The following is a 24875-nucleotide window of genomic DNA, read 5'->3' as shown; positions in this document are numbered from 1 at the left end:
TCTCCGCCCAGTCCTCCACGTTCAGCACCCTCCTACCTCAGAGGGGGTCAACTTTCGGAAGACTCCTGGGGGTCAGTTTTCACGAAGCGACGACAGTCGGTGACCGAGATCACCGGTTTGCTCGCGTTGCTGGTCGGCTGCTCCGCGCTCCCGGGTGGTGGCGGGACCGCGGAGACGGCCGGTCTTCGGAGCTGAGGCCGAATCCGAACGCGCTCGGGTGGCAAGCCGGGCGCGTTCGTCAGGTCGTTTTGTGGTGTGGCGCCGCAGGCACATCCTTCGGACGTCGCTTTCGCGTCGCTGCTCAGCGCTGACCGAATTCCGCGCTCAGTCGCTGAAATCGTAGATCATTATTCATTCTAATATTAATTCGGCAGGTTGACCCTGTGGCGCGCGGCTGGCGGCCTGGTGACGTAGAGCGATGGCTGCACCGCATGACTCTTTCAAGTGAAAAGCTCACGGCGGACACCGCCGATATCACGTTGCCCGCCGTGTGGCCGGCGGCGGGGCGAATACTGCCGCGGGTGATCGGTGGGCTGGTCAGGCGGTCCTCGGCTGGGGACTCGGTGCAGTCGCGTTGTTCGTCCAGGACCCGTCGCTGCTGACCGGCGACGTCCCGGGCGGTATGGCGGTGGTCTTGGCTGTTTTCGGCCTGTTGATGGTGAACGCTACGGCGCTCATGTGCATGGGCATGCCGGTATTGGTGTCGACGTTGAGTCTCCACCAGCTGCAGACACGGATGGGGCGCGGGCTCCTGCTCACCGGGGCGGTGCCGAGGTGCCTCCTCGGGAGTGCCGCATTGGCCGGCATGGTCGCGGTGGTGTTGTCGCCGCAGGTGGTCCGCCTCAGCTTGGGCTTCGACGTGATCGCAGCAAGCATCTGCGGAATCGGGTTCGGCGTGCTGGCCTCTCTGATCGGCAAGCCGGCGCTGCCGGTGGGACTGCTCGCTGCGTTGGTGCTCGCTCGCCCGACTTGGTTCCGGTACGTCGCGGCGATCGTCGTGGGCAGGTGGCGCAACCGGTTGCCGGCCCGACCGGCGCAGCTACTGGATTGGGCGTACGAAGCCGGACTGGTCCGGCTGTCGGGTGTCGGGGTCGAGTTCCGGCACGCCGAGTTGCGCGCGTGGTTGATCGCTGACCGAGGTGCTCGAGGTGCTCGACTGCCGGCGGAAACACCCGTGGAGCCGGCAAAGGCGGCGTCGCAGCGCCGACGAACTGCGAAAATGGCGAGATGACCTCTCCGGCACCGCACTTCTACCTCGGACCGGTCGTACCCCGGTGGCACCCTTCCACGCTCGACGACGTCCGCCGGGCTCTGGCGGACGGCACGGTGCGCGAGCGGCACTGGATCGACGTCAAGCTGCAGGTTGGTAGCTCCGACGGCGAAAAGAAGGAGTTCGCGCGCGACGCCGCATCGTTTGCCAACGACGGAGGCCTGTTGGTGATCGGCGTCGCCGAGAACAAGGCGAACGGCACTTTCTCGGTGGCCCCGGTTCCGCTCAGTGGGCTGCCGGAACAGGTCGACCAGATCGTCAGGTCGAGGTGCGATCCGCCGTTGTTCGTCCAGTGTCACCCGATCGAGGACCCGGCCAGTGCGGGCAGCGGTGTGCTGCTGGTCGAAGTGCCGCCCAGCCCGCTGGCGCCGCACATGGTCGACGGGCGCTACCACGGGCGCGGGGACACGACCAAGCACCGTCTCGGCGACGCCGAGGTCGTCCGGCTGTTCGGCCTGCGGTCGACACGCCAGGTGGTGGCACGGGACCTGATCGACGCGGAGATAGCCAGAGATCCCGTCCCGCCGAACCGGGAAGTCGAGTCGAGGCTGTATGCGGTCGTGCGGCCGCTGGCTGCACCACCTGACCTGTTGACCGAGCACTTGATGGGCCGGCAGATCGACGAGCTTGTGCGTGCTCGCACGGGTGGTCCTGGGTACAAGTACTGGCAGATCCTGAGCGAGAACGAGCCGCGGGCCGTCGGTCGCGGATGGCACACGTACGGCCTCAACTCGAGGAGCTTGTGGCTCGACTCCGACGAGGTCAGAACGATGTGCGACCTCGAGATCGCGGACGACGGCGCGCTGACCTTGTTCGTTTCGAAACTGTCTTTCGAGCGGGTTGTCGCGAAAGACACCGTGCAAGAGTTCCTGGACGATGATGACGCGATCTCGGTCGTCAGGGGACTGGTCGAGCTGGCCGGCGGGCTCGGCACGGCTTACGGATACCAAGGTCAGTGGCAGCTCGCGGTAGGCATGACGAACCTCTTGAAGGTGGTTTCGACGCGGGTCGACCACACGTGGGGACACAGTCCGGAGGATGTGCTGAGGTACAGCGCGGACGACTACCTGAACGCGACGACGGCCAGTACGGCCGAGTGCCGCGAACGTCCCGGAGCCGTGACCCGCCGCTTGATGTACCGCTTGGTCCGCGCGCTCGGGACCGCCGACCTGTCCGCCGAGGTCTTCGCCTGAATCCAAGGTCGGTAACAGGACCGGTCGGCGCGACGATCTCAGGTCACGGCGTCGGTGAGACGTCGGCGTGGGGAGTGGATGCGGCGGAAGGCTCAGGGTGGCTCTGTTCGGTGGCCGGGAGAACACGGACCTCGTCGCGTTGCAACAGCAGCTGAGCGCGGCACACGCGACGATCGCGGAGTTGCGAGGGTGGGTCCACCAGTTGCGCGGTCCTGACGCCGCGGGTCTGGAAGCGGACCTTCGGCGGCTGCGGACGACTGTCGACAGGTCGAAGCAGGAAGCCGGGGCGCTGGGCGCGTCAGTCGAGCAGTTGAAGGCTGAGGCCGGGAGGTGGCAGTCGCGGCTGGTCGAGACCCGAGAGCTGGCGCTCCTGCAGGAGGTCGGTGTCTACGAGTATGTCCACCCGCTGGACGACGCGGTCGCCTACAAGGACGAGCTGAAGAAGCTGCGCGAGCAGATCAAGCTCGAGGCGAGGGGCAGCGCGGTCACCTGCCAGGTCGATTGGGCGGTCAACGGCTCGGTCAAGGAGGGGCAGAAGCTCGGACGCGACATGGCGAAGTTGATGTTGCGCGCGTACAACGCCGAAGCCGACAACGCTGTCCGCGTGGTCAAGCCGCACACCCGCGAAGCGGTCAAGAAGCGTCTGACGACGACGCGGGACACGATCGGCCGGCTGGGGTTCCTGATGCGGATCGCCGTCTCCGACAGCTACCACCGGCTCCGGCTCCGCGAGATCGACCTGACTTCCGACTACCTGGTCAAGGTCGAGGAAGAGCGGGAGCAAGCACGCGCCGAGCGCGAACGTCTCCGCGAAGAAGCCAAGGTCATGAAGGAGATCGAACGCGAACGGTCGAGGCTGGCCAAGGAGCGGGCTCACTACAGCACCGCGATCGCCAAGCTCGAGGCGAACGGCGACGTCGAGGGGGCCAGCCAGGCCCGGGAACGGCTCACCGCCATCGACGAGGCTATCGCCGGCGTCGAGTTGAAGGCCGCCAACATCCGGGTCGGGCATGTGTACGTGATCTCCAACGTCGGTGCGTTCGGCCCAGGGGTGGTCAAGATCGGGATGACGCGTCGGGAAGTCCCACTGGACCGGGTCCGTGAGCTGGGTGACGCGTCAGTGCCGTTCCGCTTCGACGTGCACGCCTTGGTCTTCTCCCACGACGCCGTAACGTTGGAAACCGCCCTCCACCAGCGGCTCAGTGCCAAGCGGGTCAACCTGGTCAACCACCGGCGCGAGTTCTTCTACGCCACGCCGGCGGAAGTAAAAGAACACCTGCTGGCCATCGACGGAGCACACGTTCTCGAGTACGTCGACGCAGCAGAGGCTGTTGAATGGCGAGCCTCGGAGTCCAGCCGAGGCCGCGGAGCGATCACGAACGAAGCACCCGCACTCGCCGGAGTGGCGCTTCAGGCTGACGGCGATCTTTCCGATGACGGCGTGCGTGACGCATGAACCAGCCTCCGATCGCGCCGGTTCGTCCACCCGGATGGCTGCCGGACCCGCTGGATGACGCCCTCATCCGCTATTGGGACGGTCGCCGCTGGACCTTCCACACTGCCGAACGCCGGGTTGCGGCCCCGGTTCCGCCACCGGCCGAGCCCGCGCAGCAGCGGACGCCGACTCTTCGGCCGGACGTCGCCGAGGCGGTCGCCCGGGTGAGCGGCCTGCTCGTCGGATCCATGAAGGAAGTCAACCTCCTCGGTGACTACCTCGGTCCGGAAGAGCGCGTGCTGGCGCTGACCGGTGCGCAAGGCGAGGGCTTCGGCGTCCTGGCGTGCACCAGCAGGAGGCTGTTGTTCCTCTTCGTCGGCATCGTGCGCAAGCAGATGCTGGAGGTCGACTGGAACCAGGCCAAGGCGGCGATCTACAACCGGTCCACCAAGTACCTGTCCGTTTACACGACCAAGCCGACGAAACGTGCGGTCCCGGCGATGTCTGTCCGCGTGGCCAACGCGGCCGACGCACACGCCATCGTCGACGCGGCCGAAGCTGCATCAGCCGCGCCGAGGCTCGACATCGTCTGAGCACGCGAGGGCTTAACTGCAGACGACGAGCCAGCGTGTCCAGCGCCTTGATCGAGCGTACGAGGCCGTTGATAAGGAAGAGAGAGTAGGTCGTCGCGGCTCCAGTCATGTAGATCTGTCCGCGTATCATTTCGTCCGTTGGACGTTGGGCCGGCACTCGGTTCGTCGCGCATATCGCAGGCTGCGTGGAGCGGAGTGCACAAGACCGTCGTGCACGAACGCCAGTCGACGCTTACCGCGCGGGGGTGCCGCTCTCGCCGCTTCTGCCAGCGTGTCCGGCAGCACAACGAAACGGCGGCCGTGCTGATGAGCACTCGACGTTGTTGGCGCTGCATGCAAATGGGTTCCCGCCGAGTGCGATGCTGTCCCGGCCGACCACGGCCGGCCATGTCTTGCGCTGATCACACGAACTCGGGTCCACCCCTGCGGACGATCGCCAGCTCGGCGAGGATCACGTCCAAAGATTCCGGGGCGTGCTCGATGAGTGCCGGGGCCGAGTAGTACCAGTCTGCGAAGACCAAGCAGTCAGCGACGGCGAGCGCCTTCCGGGGGCCTGGGCAGTGTCGGCTCACCGCAAGCAAAGCTTCCGCGCGGATCCTCCGCGAGTCGATGGATCGGGCGATCTCCTCCGCGCGTTCAAGTTCGTTGGCCGCTGCCCATGCCCGCGCGATCGAGGACAGCGTCTCTGCCTGCCGGAGATCCTCTGGCATCGACCGGGCGAGCGCTTCGGCCTGATCGAGGTCGCCGACGCTGATCAGCGTTCTGGCCAGCGCTCTTTGCGCTCTGATCAAGTCGTGTTCGTGTACGATCGAGCTGGCTCTCGAGTGGGCTCGTGCGAGGAACTCACCTGCCTGCTCCCTGGCACCGGCTCTTGCCAACTCCTCGGCGACCAGCGTCATCAGCTGCACTTCTGTTTTGGCATCATAAAGGGTGCGCAGGAAGATGTCGACAAGTTCGACTGCGTCTCCGGCGACCACGGCCTTCGCCAAGACGGTCAGGAGATCGTCCTGGCTGAAGGGGTCGATGTCGGAAAGTTTGAGTCCCGCAATTTCGATGACAGCCTCGTCGAGCACTGCCATTCTCCCAGCTGTCGCCTCTGCGGCAACCGACGTCAGTGCCCAGGCTCGCCAGAACGGGTCCGGAATCGAGCGCGCCATCGTCTCGGCATGCGCGGAAGCGCCCGCCTTCGCCATGGCTTCGACCAGCCGTGCGGCCTGCTCGATCCGGCCGTGGTCGTCGGACATCGAGTTCAGCAGGGCTTGGGCATGGTCGAACTCACCGATGGCCGCCCAGCTTGAGACGACCTGCGCCAGCTGGAGATCGTGCTCCATCGGGTCGCTTGCGGAGCGCGCGACCGTCTCGGCACGGCCGAGGGCGTCGGCTGCCTGCACACGTTCGCCGCCTGTCGCGGCGCTCTCCCCGAAGGAAGCCAATACCAGGACGTGCATCCCGGGATCACCTACGGACAAAGCCAGCTTTTCCGCGCCCGCCAAGTCGCCGGCCTCGGCCCGGGCGATGGCCACCAGCCGCAGCGCCTGCAAGCCACTGTGAGGTTCTTTGACGAACAGCGCCACCGCCTCGGCGCGGTCGTGCTCGCCCAATTCGAGGAGAGCGCCGACCATCGGTACGAGCACCTGCTCCTGTGCAGCCGGTTCAGTGATGAGGGGGGCGACCGACTCCGCTTGTTGGAGAGCCGCTGCGGCTTGTGCTTCCATACGGACCGAGATCAGCTGCTTCGCGACGGACACCAGTTCCTCGGCCTGCCGATCGAAGTCGGTCACGGAGCGAGCGAGTTCCGCACTGCGTTCAAGGACTTCGCGGGCCTGTCGGTGGTCGCCCGTCAGTGCGATGGCCTTGGCGATCGACACCAGCACCTGCGCTTGATCGCGAGGGTCACCGGCCGATCGGGCGATTTCCCTCGCGCGGTCGATCTTTCCCGACCGCGCCATGCCATCGGCAACCGACTCCAGCGCGGAAGTCCGCCCCGGGATGAAGGCTACCGATCGCAGGAGCGTTTCGGCCCGCTCGAGTGCTCCGCGAGCGGCCAGTGCGTTCACCGTCGCGACGAGGGCTCGTTGCTGTCCGAAGAAATCTGATACGGAGCGGGCGAACGTCTCGGCGCGTTCGGCCTCACCCGCCTTGACGTGGGCATCGGCGACCAATTCGAGCGCTTCGATGTGACCGAAGAGGTCGGTCACGGAGATCGAGATCCTCCCAGGGGTCTCGATTTTGTGAATTTGTTCCTTCCTTACCGAGGCCGCGAGCGCTCGCGCTTCGGAGTTGGGCGCGGCCATGACACAGGCGATCCGCTCCGCTTGCTCGACGTCGCCGAGTTCGAGCCATGTTTGGAGCACGGCGAGCAACAGTTGCACTTGCTCCATGAGCGGTGCCGAGCACGCGACCCATTCGGCGCGGTCGAGGACGTCGTGCGCTCGCTCGGGCGAGCCAGCCACCGACAGAGCATGGGCAACGCGCGTCAGCGCGTGGACGCGCTCGAAGGGGAGGGCTGCCCGTGCGGCGGTCTCCGCACGCTCCAGCAGCCGACGTGTCCGATCACGCCCGGGTGAAGTGGCCGTCTTCTTGGCCATCGACGCCAGCACGTAGCCTTGTGCGCCGGGCTCGGCAGCAGAGAGGGCAGCGGCGTCCGCACGGTCGAACCGGCCGGCTTCGACCCAAGCTTCAGCTACGGCTGCCAGTGCTTGTGCTTGACCTCCGGAGTTGCTGATGCACCGCGCGATCTCGTATGCCCGCTCGACGTCGCCGGTCCGCACCAGTGCGTCGACCACTGTCCTTGGACCTTGCGTGAAGCTTCGGTGACCCGTGACCGAGCGTGCGAGAGTTTCGGCTCGCCCGAGATCACCTGCCGCGACCATCGCTTCGACCACCGAGCTCACGGCGAGAGCCCGGGCGTTGAGATCGGAAATCGTCGTTGCGACTCCCTCTGCACGGTCACGAAGCTCACCGGCTCGCTCGGGTTCGCCGGAAGTGACCAGCGCACTGGCAATGGAGAGGAGTGCGGAGGTCTTCGCTTCGGGCACGGGAATGGACTCGGCCAGTGACTCGGCTCGCTTGTCCTTGCCCAGCAATGCCCAGACGGCCGGCAGGCCGGCCGGAATGTTGCGGTTGCGCGCCAGTAAGTGGTCCCGGTGAACGGCCAGGCGGCCCATCGTGATCAGGTCCGGCTCGGCGTCGGTGCCGAGTGCGCGTTGGACTGCGGCGATGTCGGTCAAAGCGGCGGCGTCGCCACCCGACAGATCGAGCACGCGGTCCTGCCGGGCGGGGTCGAGAGCGTGGGCGAGCATCCGGTTCGTGTCGCCGGTTGCTTGGAGCAGGCGAAAGTATCCGCGCAACAGGTACTCCGGCGTGCCGGACGGCCAGCCCGCGCCAAGGAATACATCGGCCCATGCGTGGATGCGCTCCCGGTATCCGGCGACGCGAGCTTCGCCCAGCATCTCCAGGGCCGTGACCTGCAGTTGTTCGTGTCCCAACAGGAAGACATCCGGCCCGCCTGGGTGGAAGTGGCTGTCGCGCACGGCGAAACTCCGGCCGGTCACAGTCCGCAGCCGGTCTTCGATCTCCCAGGGGGCTTGCCCGGTCAGCTCCGCCAAGTCCGCCGTGGACAACCCGCCTCCGGCCGCAGCGACCAAACCGAGCAGGTCCTGCTCGATGGTGGTGCCGCGCACCAGTCTCTTCAGCTCGCGCTCCATCTCGCGCTGGGCGGCGCGCGCCTCCGGTGCGGGATCCAGCGGACGGATGATCGCGTCGTCATACAAGGGGTGATGGGCGGCTACGTCGTCGGGGACGGGCGGATACGGCCGTCCGGCGACAACCACTCGCATCCCGGCGGGAGGCTCGGCGGGGAGCAGGGCCGCGATGCTGTGCGAGTCCGCGCCGTCGTGGACTCCCCGGTCTTCGTCGAGCCCGTCGACGAGGAGGACGAACTGCTCGCGCCGGCGACGGCAGGCTTCCGCCGCGTCGGCGAGCAGACCCAGGAGGTGTGCTTCGCGTGTCGAATCGGTCAAGAAAGGCGGCAACACCTCGCCGAGGATCGTCAGCAACTGCTCCATGACGTTGTCGATGAACGCGCTTCGATCGTTTTGGCCGGCCAGCCGAGCCGTGACGAAGAAGGACACCACCCGGACGCCAGGCGGGTGGTGCAGCGCGAACCACGACATCAGCGCCGATTTGCCCGACCAGGCGTGCGCTCGCCACCAGGCATACTGTCCTGCGGTCTCCGGGGAACGGCAGAAATCGGTCAGTTCGGCGAGTTCGACTTCCCGTCCCACGAGGTGGGGCGGTGCGATCCGCTTGACCTGTTCGCGGTACCGCGTGCGCACCGGTACTCCGGTCAGCAGGTTGACGTCGCCGAAGTGGATGCCGGAGCTGGCGTATCCGCCTGGTGCTGTTGCCGCGCCACTGTGCGTAACGACGCTGCTGCTTCTCGAGTCCTTGGCCACGGGTAGAGTTCCGCGATCTCAAGACAGTTGGATACCGGTGACCGCGTCCCCGCCCCCGGTGGCCTTTGCATCGCCTGTCCGTTCTGCGCGGAGCGGGCTGCTCACGGACTCCGCCTTGCCGGAGATACCTGTGATCGCCTTGCCTCCGGCGGCAGCGCTGGCTCGCCCGGTCTTGGACACCGTGACCGGGGTTCCGGTCCCCAGCGTGCGTACCGCCGCCCACACAGCGACGCCCACGGCCGCAACAGCGCCGAGCGCGGATGTGGTCGTCGCGATCTTGTTCGCGTCATCCCATTGTGCAATGGCGAACCACGTTCCCAAGGATGCCACCAAGATGCAGGTGACGACCAGGGAGATGCGTCCTGTCCTCATTCCCGTGCCCGCTCCGAACTGGTGTAGCTGCGAATGAAGCGCGATTCTACCCAGGCGCTGCTGACATGGAGCCCCTCGGTCACGGTTCGGTACAGGACGGCGGTGCGGTGTACTCACAGCCAGGCCGTGCCTATAGCGGGGCACAGCTGCCCGGACATCCATGTGCCGTATCCGGACGGTGCTGTACCTGCCGACGGTTTCGTCCGGCTGGCGTCCTCCTCGGCGTCCCGGCATTATGACCGGCAAGGTTGCCGGTCAGCCCCCTCCTGCGACCATAAGCCTGGCGGCGTGGACCGCTCCCGCGCAATCGAGAGAGGCCGATGCGAATTGAGCGCACAGCAGCTCTTCGCTCAGCCAGCTGTCGAACTTCTCGATGGTTTTGCTCTCGACTTTCCGGGCGAGTTCATGCGGGTCAGGGAGAGACCCCTCGGCCACCTTGGTCAGCGCAGTCAGCGCTGCTGTTCGTGCTGTACCCACCAGCCGAAGGGCGGCGCCGTCGACTGCGGCCTCCATCCTGGAGGCGTTGAGGATCGCGGCGAGCGTGTGCAGCTGGCGGTCGCCGGTCCACGGGAGAAGCAGTGTGTCGGAGCCGTCGGTAGTGACCGAACGGCTGTCGAGTTCGAGGTTCGCGTACTCTCGCCGGGCTTGCTCGAGCAGCGCTCGCGACTTCTCATCGAGGTAGGCAGGGGCGTGGTCGCCCTCAAGGAGCGCGCGCATCTTCGCCCGCACTTCGCGGTGCACAACGCCGCCGGAGTCGCCGAGGCTCGGGGGCTTGCCGCCGGGCGCGGGCGCCAGCTGGACGACTTTGTCTTCTTCATGGACCGAGACAACGCGCCATCGTTGGCCGGCGAAGACCAGTAACAGGCCTTCGTACAGGGGGAAGTCGATCGGCATGGTGCCGAGCTGCCGTCCGCCGTGGACGAGGCGGTACTCCTCTGGCGTTTGGAAGGCGGCATAGAACGTGTAGTGGTTGACGGCCGGCTCTCCGCGTCCACCGAGCAGCAGTGTGTCGTCGCCGGCTTGGGTGAGCACGTCTTTGGCGCCGAGTGTGCGGAGCAGGTCCGCGAACTGTGCTGTGGTGACGGCCGAGAACGGGCTTCCGCGTCCGCACAACACCCGATACGCCTCCGCCGGCTTGGCTCCGCCGTGTTGGGCGATCAAGGAGAGGAGCTGCTGGATCAGCGTGGACAAGTGCAGGCGGGACGGCTCGGGCGGCTCGCACCAGCGTTCGAGCAGCAGATCGATCGACGCGATCGTCTGTACCAGGGGAAGCTGGAGGCGGTCGAGGAGCGACGTCTCGGCGTCGATCGTCACAGTGGCGCAGTAGGCACGGAGGATCGCCGGCTCGTCGCGACGGCCGGAGCGGCCGAGCCGCTGCCGCAACGAGGCGACCGACGGCGGCGGCCCGATCTGCGCGACCTGGGCGATGGCGCCGATGTCGATGCCCATCTCCAGCGTCGTCGTGCAGACAGCGGTGGCCGGCTTGGTCGGGTCCCGGAGCATTGCTTCGACGTCTTCGCGGAGCTCTTTGGCGAGATTGCCGTGGTGGGCGTGGAACTCGTTGGGGACCCCCGCGGCCGCGCTGCGGTCGGCGAGCTCAGATGCGTACAACTCGACGCGAGACCGCGCGTTGGCGAACACCAGGTTGGTCCGGCCACGCAGGTTCGCGAACAGGTGGTCGGCGATGCCGCGCACGGCCATGTCCGAGTCTTCGCCGGTGTCCGGTCGTTCGTCGATGTAGCTGCGCAGCTGCAGCCGCAACTCCTGCCCGGTCGCAGCGGATTCGAGGATCGTCACCCGGTCTCCGTGATCGGGGCGGAGCTGACCGGCGGCCAGGGACATGTCGCCCAAGGTTGCCGACAGCCCGATTCTGGGTACACGTCGCTTGACGGCGATTTCGAGGCGGTGCAGCTGTGACAGCAGCTGAGCGCCGCGCTCGGTTCCCAGGAACGAGTGCAGCTCATCGACCACCACGTACTGCAAGGCCGCGAACAGCCGCGTGATCTGCGTCCCGCGGAGGACGAACATCGCTTCCAGCGACTCCGGGGTGATCAGCAGGATGCCGGAGGGATTGCGCAGCAGAGCCTGCTTGCGGGTGCCGGCGACATCGCCGTGCCAGCGGTGAGTCGGGATTTCTAGGGCTTCGCACAGCTCCTCGGTTCTCCGGAACTGGTCGTTGATCAACGCCTTGAGCGGCCCGACGTACAACGCCTGGATGCCCGGGCCGCCGTGGTCGACGAGCTTCGAGCAGATCGGCAGAAACGCGGCCTCGGTCTTGCCCGCGGCGGTCGCTGCGCCGATCAAGACATCAGTGTCGCCGCCCAGGATGGCAGGAATGGCCGCGTCTTGGACGTCGCGCAGCTCGCTCCACCCTCGCTGCCACACCCACCGCTGGACCTTGGGGTGGAGCAGTCCGAAGTGGACGGCTTCAGATGCGGAGGCTGGTGAGTTCATCGGTGCCGTTCGGGTCCGAGGCGTCGAGTTCGTCGGGCAGCGGCTCGAGGTCGGGGTTGGTTTCGGTGTCGATCGAGACGTTCCCGAGCAGCTGCCGCCAGTCGGCGCCGGGGTTCTGGTCGAGCACGGCCAGGAGGTTGACGAACTCCTTGATGGTGTTGCGCGGGGTGCGGAAGTACGCGTCGCCGATCCGGCCCGCGCAGTGCTGCATGAACGCCCCCAGCGCCTCGTCCGGGACTAGGTAGGCGGCGGGGTCGCCGCCGGCGTAGACGTGGCGCAGGCGCTCGAGCAGGACGTGCATGTCCTCCGGGGTCAGGTTCGCCAGCCGCAGGACGGGCCCGGAGTAGTCGACCAGGCCTCCGACGGCGAAGTTGTTCTCGGCAAGGCGGCTTCGGAGCGCCTCGTAGCTGTAGAGGCCGCGGCGGGTGTCCATCAGCATTTCCGGGGTGCCGCCGAAGCAGAAGCCCAGGCCTTCGACGTTGCCCTGGAGGCAGTCGTTGACGATCCGCAGCACCTGCTCGTAGTTCGACTTGCGGGCGCCGGTGTGGGCGAGCTTGTAGAGGTTGACCATCTCGTCCAGGCAGACGAGCAGGCCGGAGAAGCCCGCAAGCCGGACGAATCGGGCGACGAGTTTGAGGTGGTCGTAGAAGCCGGCGTCATCGACGATGGTGCGCACGCCCAGCGCCGCACGGGCGTCGGTGCGGGTGGCGAACTCGCCCCGCAGCCAGCGGATCGCGTCGGACTTCAGCTGTTCGTTGCCAGTGTCATGGCCTTTCCAGTAGGCGGCGATGACCTGGGCGAAGTCATAGCCGCCGACGCTTTCCGACAGCTGTTCGAGCCGGGCGGCGATCACGGTGGCCGGCGACGTCCCGGCACTGGTGGCTTCCTGGATCGCCGAGGTCACGAAGCGTTCGACGACGCTGGGCAGGGCGTTGCCGTCCGGCGTGGAGCGGGTGGCGATGTTGCGCATCAGCTCGGCGTAGAGCGAGCGCGCCTGACCACCACTCGCGTGCAGGCGACGGTCGGGGCTGAGGTCGGCCGACGTTGTGACCAGCTTCCGCTCGGCGGCGATGGACCGGACCAGGTTGAGGAAGAACGTCTTACCGGCGCCGTACTCGCCGATCACGAAGCGGACCGCGGAACCGCCGTCGGCGATCCGGGTGATCTCCTGGCTCATCGCCGACACCTCGGCGGCACGTCCTACCTGGATGTGCTGGAACCCGGCGCGGGGCACCACACCGGAACGCAGGGAGGAGATGATCGCGTCTCGATCGCGGGGGCGCAGGCGGGCGGGTTTCGAGGCGGGGGTGGTCATTCGAGCATGTCCTTCACGATGTCCTGGTTGATCTCGATGGGGTCGGAGCCTTCGCACAGCGGCTCGTCGGTGCGGTCGTAGGCCGCGTCGTTGAGGACTTCGAGCGCGCCGTCAGGCATCAGCCCCAGTTCGGCGGCCAGTGCGCCGAACTCGGCGCGGCTCCAGGTGTCCTGCCCGACGAGCCGGTGGAACAGCAGCGTGTGTGCGGAATCCAGGCCTCCGACCACCGCGTCCGCGGGAGGCGGCGGTGGAGGAGCGGGTTCGTCGTCGGCGAAGATTTCGGCGAGTTCGGCGGCGACCCGCACGGACTCGGCCCTCGTCCGCGCGAGTCGTTCCGGATCGAGGGCGAGCGCCGAGGCTCCCGCTGGGCTCGGGGAAGGAGACGGGATGGTGCGGCCGGACCGCTGGGCGCCGGGAATTCGGGTGCTGGTCAGCTCGTCGGTCGACGTCGCGGCCGCGTGCAGGGTTCCGTACACCCCGCCGGGATCGAGGCCGAGCGTGGTGAACAGCCGCTCGAGGGTGCGGATCTCGTCGGGGGTGACTTGGCCGTCTGCCGCCGCGATAGTGGTGAGCAACCGCCCGACCGCGGCCTTGCGCGACGTCGGGAGAGATTCCAGACGCCGCCGCAGGACCGCGGGAGTGGGCGGTTTGGTCAGGACGAGTGCGGCGTGGGCGTCGAGCCGGAGTCTCTCGTCTTCGCTGAGGTCGAGGTCGTCGATCGCCAGTTCCCGCAGCGCACGCCGTTCGGGTTCGCTGACCGTGCCGTCCGCGGCGGCGACGAGCATGCCGAGGTTGATGATCGCGAGCGCGGCCGCGTACTCGGCACTGGGTGCACTGACCGGGGGATCCGCTCGTCGGAACAGGACGACCGACGATGTCGGCGTCGGCGTGTTCCCGCCGAACCGCACGTCGGGCTCGATGCCGAGGCCGCGGTGTTCGAGCAGCTGAGCCACTGCGACGGCGTCCGCCTTGGCCAGCTTGCCGGTCTTGGTGGGCCACCGCGAGACCAGCTCGTGAGCCGAGGTGACCCCGCGGCCGTCGCTGCCGATGCTCTGCGCGGCCCACGACCAGAGCGCCTCGGTCTCGGGGCTCGGCTTGTGGGTGACGCCCTCCGGCAGGAGCGCGATGGCCGCTGGTGAGCCTGCGCCGTCCGGGTTGCGGCCGAGGTAGCGGCTGTAGGCGTCGAGATCGCTGGTCACGCCTTCGACGATGTCGCGCAGCTTGGTGATCGGGCCGGTCAGTTTGCCGACGTCGGGCAGCTTCGTGTTCTCGAGCGTGACGTGGCCGTAGAAGCCCCTGCTGGCTGCGTAGTAGCCCACGGAGAGGCGCGGTTTGTTCGGCTTGACGACCATGCCCTCGCCGAACTTCGCGCGGTACCGTCGGGTGAACAGCTCCAGGAACTCGTTCGGGCACCGCACTGCCGGCGTGCGCAGGTTGGTGTCGGGGTGGTGGCCGTACCAGGACAACGCCCAGTCCGCCGGGACCGGACGCCCGTCCACCGCCAATTGCGCCAATCCGACTTTGAGGTCCGTGGGGAGCTCGTAGCTCCATTCGGGAACGGGCGGCGCCGCGCGGTCGTACCGCACGGTCGGGTCGAGGAGGGCGACCGCGTCGAGCAGTCCTTCGGCGTAGCCGCGGAAGGAGCGATTGCCGCGGTAGATGCCGAGCAGCCGCCGAGCTTCGCCCACAAGGGTCGCGAACTCGGTGTCGGCATCGTCGAGGTTGGGTATTTCGGTGAGCAAGCGACGTTCGAGACCGTAGAAGTACAGGAAGACGTAGCCGATGTAGGCGTTCGGGTTCGCGCGGCCACCGGCCAGCCAGGAGAGGTAGGCGCCGCGCGCCCGCGGGGACATACCGGCGTAGCTGGGCCAGTAGTCCATCGACTCGCCTGGCCAATCCGGATTGCGCCGGTCGGCCGGCAGGCCGGGATCGATCAAGGCGGGCTCGGTTGCGACGCCGGCGGCGTCGGGCATGCCGGTGCCCACGTAGAGCAGCCCACCACGCAGTGTCGTTCCCGCCACGACGATGTCCTGACGCGGAGGAATCCACCGGTACGCGGTCTGGGCGCTCGCCCGTGGAGCCGGTGGCGCGACTTGGCGGGGCCGGGGAGGTGCCGGTGTCCGGGAAACCTGGGTCGTACTCGTGCGCCGGCTCTTCTGCTGCGGCCCCGTCGGCACAGGATCCGGGGCATGGCGCGATGCCAGTTGCGGCTCGTGAACCGTGGGTGGGGGAGTGGCAACCCAGGACTGCGAACGCCCCAGCGGTGTCTGCGGTGGCTTGGAATTGGACGCCCGCAGGGCCACCCGGACCAGCAGGGTCACGATGGCCGCTGCGATCAGGAGTATGACCAGCGCTGCCAAGAGCCTCCCCTTCGATCGCGCACCGTTGAGACGGCACGGTCCGTTACTTGGTGAGGGATCGGTGGTTGTCGAGCGGGAGTTACCGACTTGATCGAATCGTCACCCGTGACCGCGCTCAGCCGAGGTCATCGAACGGTGGCAAAACGTCATCCAGCGGAGGCTCGTCGGCCTCGCCCTTCGCTGTGTGCGCCGCGTTCACGACGATCCGCTGGAGTTCTCGGTCTCCGGCCAGGCACTCCAGTACGCGTCCGTCATCGGCCTCGATGATCGAGGTGTAATCGATGAGCCCTTCTCGCTGCAACGCCGAGAAAGTCTCCCGCGGCAGTTCGAGTTCGGCGTGGCGGGCGATCGGGACGTGGCCGGCCACGATGCCGAGTTCCTGCCGGGCCGGGAGGTCGTGGGGAAGAGCCAAGGTGTCCGCTTCGGACGCAACGTGCTCCGCGATGTCGATGACCGCTTCCACCACGCCCGCTGCCTGGCGCATCGCGTGCAGCACCGGGCCCGGATCCCTGCGGTTCGTGCCGCCGCACGTGCGGAGGATGCCTTGTTCGATCCGGGGGAGGCTGGTCCCGCGGATCCACGAGACGCTCGCCATCGCGCGGCGAGCGGCGGCGGGCCCGCGCTCGCCGCCCAGCGCGAAGAGTTCGCTGACCACCGGCGCCGCCGCGCCCGCCTTACGCAGCCACGAGCCGAGTTCGCCGCCATCCGGCCCTCGCCCGCGAACAGTACCGGCGAAGCGCGGGTCGTCGAGTTCCCCGGTGAGCTGGGCGGCGCAGAGCAGGGTTGCGGTGGTGAGCCCGCCGGCGGCGACGGCGCCGAGTACGCGGGCCACCGTCGCGACCGACGCGACCGCGATCTTCCTGCGGACCACGATCTCGCCGAGTGCCGTGAGTTCGAGACCACTGTCCCGGTCGCGCAAGATGCCCTGTGACCGCAGGTCCGCGAGCGCGGCGGACACCTGGTCCTCCGGGAACGGCGGAGATTTCCGCGCCCGGCGTGCCTGGCGGTGCGCCAACGTCCGTTCGAGGAACGACTGGATCGCGGCATCGTCGCAGCGGTCGCGGACACCCGAGGCGGCTGCGACCGTGTCGACGAGGAGGGTGACGAGGTCGGTCTTCGGTTCCAGCAAGGCGGACGTGCCCGCTTCGGGGGAGGCGGTGACGTACCGCCGCAGTTTTTCCTCGGCATCGGCGTTGCCGGCGGTCAGAATGACCGCGCGCCCCTCGGCCACGCCTCGACCGGGGCGGCCGGCCCGGCCGGCCATGTTCTTGTAGTCCGCCACCGTGTAGTGCGTGTCGCCCGGGTGTTTCAGGTCACTGATCACCACGACATCCGCCGGCAGGTTGACGCCCTGGGCGAGGGTCGTGGTCGCGACGACCACCCGGATCGCGCTGTCGGCCCGCCGGAACGACTGCTCGATCACACGTCGCTGCGCGTCGGAGAGGTCGGCGATGTGAAAGGCGACTCCGCCGTTGAGGCAGGTGACCAGCTGATCGTGCACGATCCCGGCGTCGCCGACGGGAAGCGCGGAGATCTCAGCCGTGGCCGGCAGCGTCGGATGCCTGCGCGCGAGGAGCTCGGCGGTGGACCGGACCGCGCTCCTGGTGCTCCGGAAGACGATCACCTGCTTCCCGCCGGTCACCAGCTCCGCGACGACGCCGATGAGCCGCTCTTCGGGCGAGTCCGCATGTGGCACCGCAAGCCAGCCTGGCTCGTCGACGTCGGTTTCGGTGGCGTCCTCGTGCCGGCGTCCTCGAAAATTCCCGCCGGGATCGAGAACGCCCTCGACGAGCGGTACCGCGCGGGTGGTGCTGACTACGGGGGTTGCGCCGAGCCACTCCGCGAGTCCTTTCGGGTCGCCCAGCACGGCGGACAGGCCGATCAGTTGCGGCATCGGTTCGAGCGTGGCTCCGCGGCGCATCCGGGTGAGCAGCGCCTCCAGTGCGGGCCCGCGCTGCGGGTCGAACAGCGAGTGGATCTCGTCCACCACCACGACTCCGACGCTGTGAAGCAGACCAGGGCGGCTCGCCGCGAAACCTGCGAACTTTTCGTAGGTGAGCACTGCGATGTCGTACTGTCCCCGGTGCAGGTCAGGCAGGTGATCACGGAGATCGCCGGTCGCCCGGACGACCTTGATGCCCAGCGGGCCGTACTCCTGGTGGAAACGGTCGTACTGCTCGTTGACCAGGGCCCGGGTGGGCAGCAGGAACGCCGTCCGTTCGCCGGCGTGCTTGGCCCGCACCGCAGCCAGTTCACCGACCAGCGTCTTGCCGCTCCCGGTGGGCGCGCTGACCAGGGCCGAACCGCCTCGAAGCACCCCGGCGGCGTTGATCGCGGCCAGCTGGACGTCGTTGAGCCGGCCCAGCTGCTCCCGCCAGAGCTCCTGGAAGGGCTCCGGTACCCCGTGCGGACCGAGCGAGGACAACGCCGGCGTGGCGCGCGGTGGCATCTTGCCGCCGACGGCGGCGTAGTGCGCACCCGGGCTGAAGACCGGAAGATACGCGTCGCGCAAGGCGCCCTCGAAGCCCGCGTTCTGCTGGACACCGGTGAGCCCGTGCCGGTGCCAGCCGACCGACGCCAGCACGGCCTGCACCAGCTTCAGAACGGAAACGCTGTCACCGTCGGCGACGCCACCCCGGCCCAGGAGCCCCTCGATCAGTTGATGGGTAAGCACACCGTGGCCGAACTCGGCCTTCTCGAACGCGCGTTCATCAGGAGCCGAGGCGGCGAGGACGACCTTGCCCCGGCCGCGGACGAGATCCAACGGCTCGGTGCCCGCCTGCGAGGCCCGGGCGATGTATTCGTCGGCCGGTTGCCGGAGGTACTTCGGCTGATGGGCCACCACGGTCGACCCGCGCAGCGTCTCGGTCAGGACGTCGCCCGAGAAGCAGCAGTCGAGAACCACGATGAGCAGCCGGGCCGGGATCTGCTCCGCGAGTCCCACGAAAGTGGTCAGGGGCAGTGCCGTATCGGCCAGCCGATTGCTCACCGCGTCGTATCCGGCCATTTCCCGGGTGGGTGTCCCGTGGCCCGAGAACGTGACCAGGACGACGTCCGATTCGGTCGACGACTGCCGGAGATTGCCTATTTCTGTCAACATTCTGTCCACTGTGGCGTCGGTATCTGCCACCAGTGCCGCGTTGCCCGAGTCGAAAGTGTCGCGGAACAGGGCATGTAGTACTTCGGCGTCCCGGCGAGCGAACTGCAGGTCGGCGAACGCTGGATCCCGGTAGTGGTCGATGCCGATGAAGAGCCCGTGAGCTGCGCAAACTTCTGTCATCGAGGGTTTCCTTCTCGGGGGGAACGTTTCGGAAACAATCTTGCCAGTAGCGAGTGGACGGTGAGAGAGGCTACCGTGCGCCCATCGGCCGCAATTGCGCAGGTGGTCGGAGGTCGCTGGATCCGAGAGGAAAATCAGAAAATGACTGGCGCTGCTCAAATGAGCGAACCGATCGGTAATCAGACATTTGTTCGAATCGATTACCGCTCCCTTCGCGAAACGGAACAGAGGTGCCCGGTGCGGGCCGCGTCGGAGGTCCGTCGCACGATCGCCCCGTCCGCGAGGAAGGGTGTGAAGCCGCAGTCCGCCACGTCCGCCGTCGGCAAGGTCCTCGACCACATCGAGTTCGACGGGCTCGAGGAAGCCGCGGCGATCCGGCGCTGGTGCGAGCGGACAAGGCCGGAGCCGGCGCTCGAACGCTGGGTCACCCACGCCGTACACCAGGTGCTGGCGGCCGAAGCCCGGCTGGAAGCGCCCTGCGCTCTGCAACCGGTCTCGCGAACGTGGGCACGGCAGCGGCACCGGGCAGGAGAGGAGATCTACGAGGAGACCGTGCTGGGACGCCGGTACGAGGGAGACGGAGTCCGCGAGCTTCGCGTGCTGCAGACCGGTTCGGTGGAACCCGTGGCCGTCGACGGACCGCGGCCCCGGGAAGCGTCCGTGAGCCGGCCGCCGAAGGTGCTCAGCCCGCCGGAGATCACCTTCGCCGCCGGTGTGCTGGCCGGGGCGAGCCCGGTCCTCGGTGGTCGCTGGGACGACCACTCGCCTTATCGCCTGGGTGGGTTCGTCGCACCACGTCGTGTGCGGGTGGTGGAGGTCGGCTGTGTCGACGGATCCGTCCGAGTGGCCTTCGACGGCACCCGTGAAGAAGCGATGGACCGGTACGAAGAGGTCGCAGACCTCTTGGCGGAGCTGCCGGCCGGGGTCGAACACCGCCCGGGTGCCGAATGCGCCTATTGCCCTCTCGTGGCCGGCTGTCCCGCCGTGCCCTCGGTTCCCGGCCTCCTGGGTGTTACCGGCGATACCCGGCGCAGGTGGTCTGTGACGTCCGGTCGGGAACACGCCAAGTGCCCGGAGCGTACCCGCCTCGGTGACATGTTTCTGCCTCGCGACTGGGGCGCCGAGGACAACGACGCGGCCAGGCGGGGACGGGCGGTTCACGAATGGATCGAGCAGCAGCACGACCGTCTGCCGCGCCGCGCCTGCCAGTCCGGCGAACTGCCCGCATCGCCGGACCGCTGGGCTGCAGACTGGGCTGGACCCGAGGGGCGCGAGCAGCGGATGGCCGTCCAGATGATCGGGGACCATGCCGTGATCTGCCCGCTGAAGAGTCTCCCTGACGACGCCCCGGCCGACAGCGAGACTTACGTCGTGGCGTTCGACCCCATCGCGAACGCGGTCGTCGTGGCGAAGACCGATCTGCTCTACCGCGACTCCGCCGGTTGGGTCGTGCGCGAGACCAAGACCGCCCGTGCATCACAGACCGGCGATCTGTTCCGTGCCTATCCCCAGCTGGCGCTGGCCGTTTTGCTGTCCGACGCGGGCGTTCTCGCCGAGGACGGTGTTCCGTTGCGCGTCGAACTGGAGGAGCTCACCGGTGCCGGGCCAGTTCTCACCCGGTTGGACATCGCCGGTGCCGGTGTCCTCACCGCTGCCCGCCAGGCAGTGAAGTCGCTCGCGGAGCCGATGTTCACCGGCAGCCAGGCGCCGCCCAAGCCCGGACGGGCGTGTCAGGACTGCGGGTTCACCCGATGGTGCCCCTCCGCCCGGCAGGTCGCCGCGTGAGCCGCCCGGTGCAGGCCTTCGAGGCGGTGCCGCCGTGGCGGCGGATCGTCGTCGCCTCGCTTCGCGCTGCCTACGCGTGGTCCAAGCGGCACGAGCATCCCGGCGCCATGCGCGAGGTCGCCCGCATGACGGGCGTGGTGATGGCCGTCCACGGACCAGGCCGAGGCCCGGTGACGCCGCGAGACCTGGCCACGGCGTTGCACCTCCCGCTGGGCGAACTCCCCGCACTCATGGACTGTCCGGACCCGGAGGCCGCCGCGGTCGTGCTGCTGCAAGGCGGCGAGCTGACGGGCGAAGCGTACGACCTGGCGTGCGAATACGCTGCTCCGCTCGGTGCCGCGATCGATCACGAGCAGTGGCTCCCGACCTGGACGCGGATGCGATCCGAGCAGATCCGCCAGGAGACCTATGCGGCCATGACCGCGACGGGGCGACAGGACGATTACGTCCGCTCGAGGCGGTTCCTCATCGAGCACCCCGCCGGCAGCCACGATGAGCTGATGGACGCCCGAAGCGTGAGTGGCGCGGCTCTCGCGCCGTTCGGGTATTCCTCGATCCCGGCGGAGCAGCTCTACCAGCCGGCCGACGGTCCGGCCTGGTGGTTTCCCTGCCCTGTCTGCCGGTGGCCGATGGCCGTCACCGGAGATCTCCTCCGGTGCCGCTATCGGCCGCACGCCACGGCGTACCGGGTGAGGCAAGGCCGCTCGGCCGGCCATCGGCCGGTGCTGACCCGGATCGATGCGGGGCCGGCGGCCAAAACACCGATACCTCAACCTGCGGCAGGCGCCCGTTGCGTGGACCCCGGTGTCTGGCGTTTCGTCGTCGTACCCGGCATCGCCGAGCTCCGGCTGTTTCACGCGCTCGACAGGCCGGGTGTTTCGGTCGAACTCTGGCCGGAACTCGACCGGTACGACCTGCGTGTCGAAGTCGGGTCCACCGAGTACCGCGCGGACCTCAAGGAATACCAGTCGGTCGGGCGGCTCGTCGACCACCTCAGGACGACCCTGCCGGATGCCGAAATCGTGCTGCCGACGACCCACGAACACCAGCTCGAGACCCTGCGGAGGGCCGTGCCCCGCTCGGTCGTGATCACGACCGAGAAGAGCTTTCGAAACCGGGTCCTGCGACAGCTCAAGGAGAAGTCTTGACCGAACGGGGAACTGCCGCGAACGCGCGGAGGGTCGGTCCGCGCGTGCTCAAGGCGGCGATCGGGCTCGCCGCGCACTTATTCGGGGTGGACACCGGCGACGGAACACCGGCTGCGCTCCGCGCGCACGTGCTGTACCTGCTCGACGGCCACATCACGACCTGGTCCCGCTGGTCCGGCACCGGCGGGCTGTCCGACGCCGACCGCGTGCGGGTCACCTGGTTGTTGAAGCGGCGCACGAACGACTTCGCGAACGCGCACACCGCCGGGCAGCTGCTGGACCGGTTGCTCACCGGCGGAGAGCTCGGCGGCTGCCGGCCCGGTGATGACTACGAACCCGGTGTCGGCGGAACGATCGTCGTCGACGTCGGCATGTCGTTGACCGCTTTCATCGACGGCGTCCTGGCCGAGCTCGACGAGCTCCACGAGGCCCGCCCTCGTGCCTTGGAGCCCGCGGAACCTGGTCACTACACGACGACAGTGAGCGTCCCCCGCGATGGCGGTACCACCCGGTACACGACGTTCCGCCTCGATCTCCTGGAGCACCACCAGGACGCAGGGCACACTCCACCGGTCGTCGTCACCTCTCCGCCACTCGATCGGCGATCGGTCCCGTTCGCCGAGCTGAGGGCGCTCGCCGACGCCCTCGACGCCCATCCGGATGTGGACGGCGATCACCGGGCCGAGGTCTTCCAGCGGTTCGAGGCCGAGATCCGGGACTCGGGTGGGGTCGTCACCGAGCTCGACCTCGCCGCAGGGTCGCTGAACGAGCTGCTCGCCTATACCGGCTTCGGCAAGTCGGTGGTGCTCATCGAGGTCTTCGCGTGCTGGGCAATGCGCAATCACCACGTTGTCGCCTTCGTGTTGCCCACGAACGCCGACGTGGTGAAGGCCGCTCGCCAGATCGAAGCGGCGGCCGCAGCGCTCGCGACGGCCGGTGAGGTCGTCGCCCTCACCTCCCCCCGTACCAGGTTCGACGTCGCCGAAGCAGTCACGGATGTCGGCCCGGCCGCCGATTGGGTGTGGGATCGCTTCGGTTACGGTTGCGCGCTGGCCGCGGTCGCCACTGCCGAAGACGCGGTCGACGGCTGGATACCGGGGCGAGAGCCGTGTGCCACCCTTCACGACCCACGTCCGCACGCGGACAAGAAGAGCCTCGCCTGCCCGTGGCGGAGCGGATGCGCACGGTTCAGCGCTTCCCGGGCGGCGTGTACCGCGGACGTGATCGTGACTTCGCACGTCAACCTGATGCTCGGCGTGCTGCAAACCCCCGTACAAGACGGGCACGGTGTCAATGACCGGCTGAGCGTAGAGGAACTGCTCATGCGCCGGTGCCAGATCATCGTGATCGATGAGGTGGACGAGTTCCAGCAGCAGGCGATCGAGCAGTCGGGTCGCGGACTGGTCCTCGACGAGGCCCGGAGGACGAACACACCGTTGCGCAGGCTCGACACGGACTTCGCGGGAGCCTTGGGTGCTCTGCACGACGAGGTCGACGCCAATGTGCGCGACGCCTACTTCAGCCTCCGCTACCTGTCGGAAAACTATGTCAGCCACCTGACCTACCAACGGCTCGGTCCCGCTCGGCGTGGCGGCAGAAGGCGGCAGCCCGGTCCGGGACGAGCCTGGATCGTGCCTCGCCGCCGGGACAACTGGCTCACCGCGTGCCTCTTCGAGATCGACGTCGACGACGTCGGCCCGGACCAGCTGGCCGCGTTCGAGTCGCTCTTCCCCGGAGAGTCCGGGGCTTTCGAGGGTGAGCCCGAAGGCTTCGATCGGGTTCGCCTGCACTTGGACCGCGTCGTTCGGAGCGGCGATGCGGGTACGGCCATCACCGAGGCCAGGAGCGCGGTGGACGGCCTGGCCGGCCACTTGCCGCCCGACGACCGTCGTGAGTTCACCGACTGGGTGCTTCGAAGGGCGATTCTGGAACGGATCCGCGGTTTCCTGCATCGGCTGATGGCCAACAACTCGCAACTCGTCGACGCCGGCGTCGAATCCGCTCAGGCGGTCGCGGACGCACTCGGTACCTACGGCCGGTGGCGAGCGACCCCGACCGGCCCGCTGGGCCGGCTGGTGTTCGCTTTCACCGAGCACTTCGACGACACCGGTGTCCAGCCGGCGAAGCTGTCGACCGCGGCGTTCGGTGGCGACCCGCACACCTACACGGTGACGCTCGGTGACGTAACCGCATTGGCTCACGCCAAGACCCGGCGCATCGTGCTGGGCCTCTCGGCGACTTCCTACTTCCCCCTCGCCCCGCGCCACCACCTGCACACGACGCCCCGGTGGTGGGTGCGGGACACCACACCCGCCGAGGTCCGGATCGAGCCGGCTCCGGTCCTCGGCGCGGACCGCCGGCCCGAACGGGTCTCCGGGCGCGAAGGCCCGCAGCGGTCAGCCGCGATCCAACGCATCGCCGCCGGGCTGTGGAGCACCCACCTGGTCCCCGAGTTCGACCGGCTCCGACGCGAAGACCCGAAACGGCAGCGGGTGTTGCTGGCCACGACGTCTTATGCCGCGGCGCGTGAGCTCGCCCAAGGGCTGGCCGACTCGGGCGTCAACCCGCCGAGGATCTGCCTGGCGATCCCACCCCGGAGCGAACCCAGCGAGGGAAAGCTCTGGTGCGAGCTGCCGGCGGACCAGCTCGAGCGGTTCCCCGCGATGGACCACGCCGACATCCTCATCGCTCCGCTGGCTCGCGTTCAGCGCGGCGTGAACATCATCGGCGACGGTTCTCGCTCGGCGCTCGGCTCCGTCTGGCTGATCGTCCGCCCCATCCCGGTCATCGACGAGCCGGCCGAGCTGGTGGCGCACATCCAGGCTCGTGCGCTCGCCGAACACCCTGGCCCGACCACTGATCCACTCCGGCTGCTGGCCGACCGTCGGCAAGAGGCGGGCACGTTCCTCGACGAGATCGTCCGGTGCCCGCCGTACTTCCAGTCCCAGCCGGATCGCGTCCAGCTCGGGGTGGCGGCGGAGATCGTGATCGGCGCCGTCCAGCTGATCGGCCGAGCGCGGCGCGGTGGCACCTCGGCGACCTTGCACCTCGTCGACGGCGCGTTCCACGCGGACGACCGGGGAACCGATCTGGCCTCGCTCATCAACCGCCTTAGCGCTGCGTGGACCCCGGCCCAGGCAGCAGCCATGACCGAGTACTACGGCGACACGCTGCAGGCGTTCCTCAATTACGCGGCCGAAGCCAAGTCCTGAA

At 68.1% G+C, this 24875-nt stretch carries 12 protein-coding genes and 1 pseudogene; 8 read left to right on the top strand and 5 right to left on the bottom strand.

Annotated features, from left to right (window positions below; genetic code table 11):
• Window positions 1–574 precede the first annotated feature (574 nt).
• The 5 genes and pseudogenes from ACZ7OH_RS20780 to ACZ7OH_RS20760 all read left to right on the top strand — a co-directional run bounded on the left by ACZ7OH_RS20780 (window position 575) and on the right by ACZ7OH_RS20760 (window position 4491).
• Window positions 575–1231, top strand: coding sequence for a hypothetical protein (locus ACZ7OH_RS20780; protein WP_470282237.1), 657 nt, complete (start codon window positions 575–577; stop codon window positions 1229–1231).
• 95 nt (window positions 1232–1326) lie between these two features.
• Window positions 1327–2463: an AlbA family DNA-binding domain-containing protein gene (locus ACZ7OH_RS20775; protein ID WP_470282236.1), complete on the top strand. Its 1137-nt coding sequence runs from the start codon at window positions 1327–1329 to the stop codon at window positions 2461–2463.
• 97 nt (window positions 2464–2560) lie between these two features.
• The gene (locus tag ACZ7OH_RS20770; RefSeq protein WP_470282235.1) at window positions 2561–3919 is read left to right on the top strand and encodes an SNIPE associated domain-containing protein; all 1359 of its coding nucleotides are present in this window, start codon (window positions 2561–2563) and stop codon (window positions 3917–3919) included.
• A pseudogene (locus ACZ7OH_RS20765) lies at window positions 3916–4035 on the top strand (DUF2510 domain-containing protein); the annotation flags it as partial. The gene ACZ7OH_RS20770 and the pseudogene ACZ7OH_RS20765, both read left to right, overlap by 4 nt.
• Before the next feature lie 87 nt (window positions 4036–4122).
• Window positions 4123–4491: a hypothetical protein gene (locus tag ACZ7OH_RS20760; RefSeq protein WP_470282261.1), complete on the top strand. Its 369-nt coding sequence runs from the start codon at window positions 4123–4125 to the stop codon at window positions 4489–4491.
• A gap of 401 nt (window positions 4492–4892) precedes the next feature.
• Here the strand turns inward: ACZ7OH_RS20760 and ACZ7OH_RS20755 are convergent, their stop codons facing one another.
• The 5 genes from ACZ7OH_RS20755 to ACZ7OH_RS20735 all read right to left on the bottom strand — a co-directional run bounded on the left by ACZ7OH_RS20755 (window position 4893) and on the right by ACZ7OH_RS20735 (window position 18888).
• Entirely contained in the window at window positions 4893–8948 is a 4056-nt protein-coding gene (locus ACZ7OH_RS20755) for a hypothetical protein (protein ID WP_470282234.1), read from the bottom strand.
• Between the two features lie 627 nt (window positions 8949–9575).
• A complete protein-coding gene (locus ACZ7OH_RS20750) occupies window positions 9576–11705 on the bottom strand; it encodes a DEAD/DEAH box helicase (protein ID WP_470282233.1) in 2130 nt (709 codons plus the stop codon).
• 43 nt (window positions 11706–11748) lie between these two features.
• Entirely contained in the window at window positions 11749–13089 is a 1341-nt protein-coding gene (locus tag ACZ7OH_RS20745; protein WP_470282232.1) for an ATP-binding protein, read from the bottom strand.
• Window positions 13086–15266, bottom strand: a complete 2181-nt coding sequence (locus tag ACZ7OH_RS20740) for a tellurite resistance TerB family protein (RefSeq protein ID WP_470282231.1) — start codon at window positions 15264–15266, stop codon at window positions 13086–13088. The genes ACZ7OH_RS20745 and ACZ7OH_RS20740 overlap by 4 nt, the downstream gene beginning before the upstream one ends.
• 298 nt (window positions 15267–15564) lie before the next feature.
• Window positions 15565–18888: a DEAD/DEAH box helicase gene (locus ACZ7OH_RS20735; RefSeq protein WP_470282230.1), complete on the bottom strand. Its 3324-nt coding sequence runs from the start codon at window positions 18886–18888 to the stop codon at window positions 15565–15567.
• Here ACZ7OH_RS20735 and ACZ7OH_RS20730 point away from each other — a divergent pair, their 5' ends adjacent.
• From ACZ7OH_RS20730 to ACZ7OH_RS20720, 3 genes are read left to right on the top strand one after another with little or no spacing between them, the layout of a single operon-like run.
• Entirely contained in the window at window positions 18889–20514 is a 1626-nt protein-coding gene (locus ACZ7OH_RS20730; RefSeq protein WP_470282229.1) for a PD-(D/E)XK nuclease family protein, read from the top strand.
• Window positions 20511–21662 (top strand): restriction endonuclease-related protein, encoded by a 1152-nt coding sequence (locus tag ACZ7OH_RS20725; RefSeq protein ID WP_470282228.1) that lies wholly within the window; start codon window positions 20511–20513, stop codon window positions 21660–21662. Before ACZ7OH_RS20730 ends, ACZ7OH_RS20725 begins: the two co-directional genes overlap by 4 nt.
• Complete coding sequence (locus ACZ7OH_RS20720) at window positions 21659–24874, top strand: hypothetical protein (RefSeq protein ID WP_470282227.1); 3216 nt, start codon at window positions 21659–21661, stop codon at window positions 24872–24874. The genes ACZ7OH_RS20725 and ACZ7OH_RS20720 overlap by 4 nt, the downstream gene beginning before the upstream one ends.
• Window position 24875 lies beyond the last annotated feature (1 nt).

It is taken from the genome of Amycolatopsis sp. NPDC114478, assembly GCF_055633805.1.
The sequence above is the reverse complement of the archived record's forward strand: the minus strand, read 5'-3'. Positions and strand labels throughout refer to the sequence as shown.

What these genes read in the sequence shown, in the direction of transcription:
- ACZ7OH_RS20730 (WP_470282229.1), top strand. Translation starts at nt 18,889, where the DNA reads ATGAGCGAACCGATCGGTAATCAGACATTTGTTCGAATCGATTACCGC.
- ACZ7OH_RS20745 (WP_470282232.1), bottom strand. Translation starts at nt 13,089, where the DNA reads ATGACCACCCCCGCCTCGAAACCCGCCCGCCTGCGCCCCCGCGATCGA.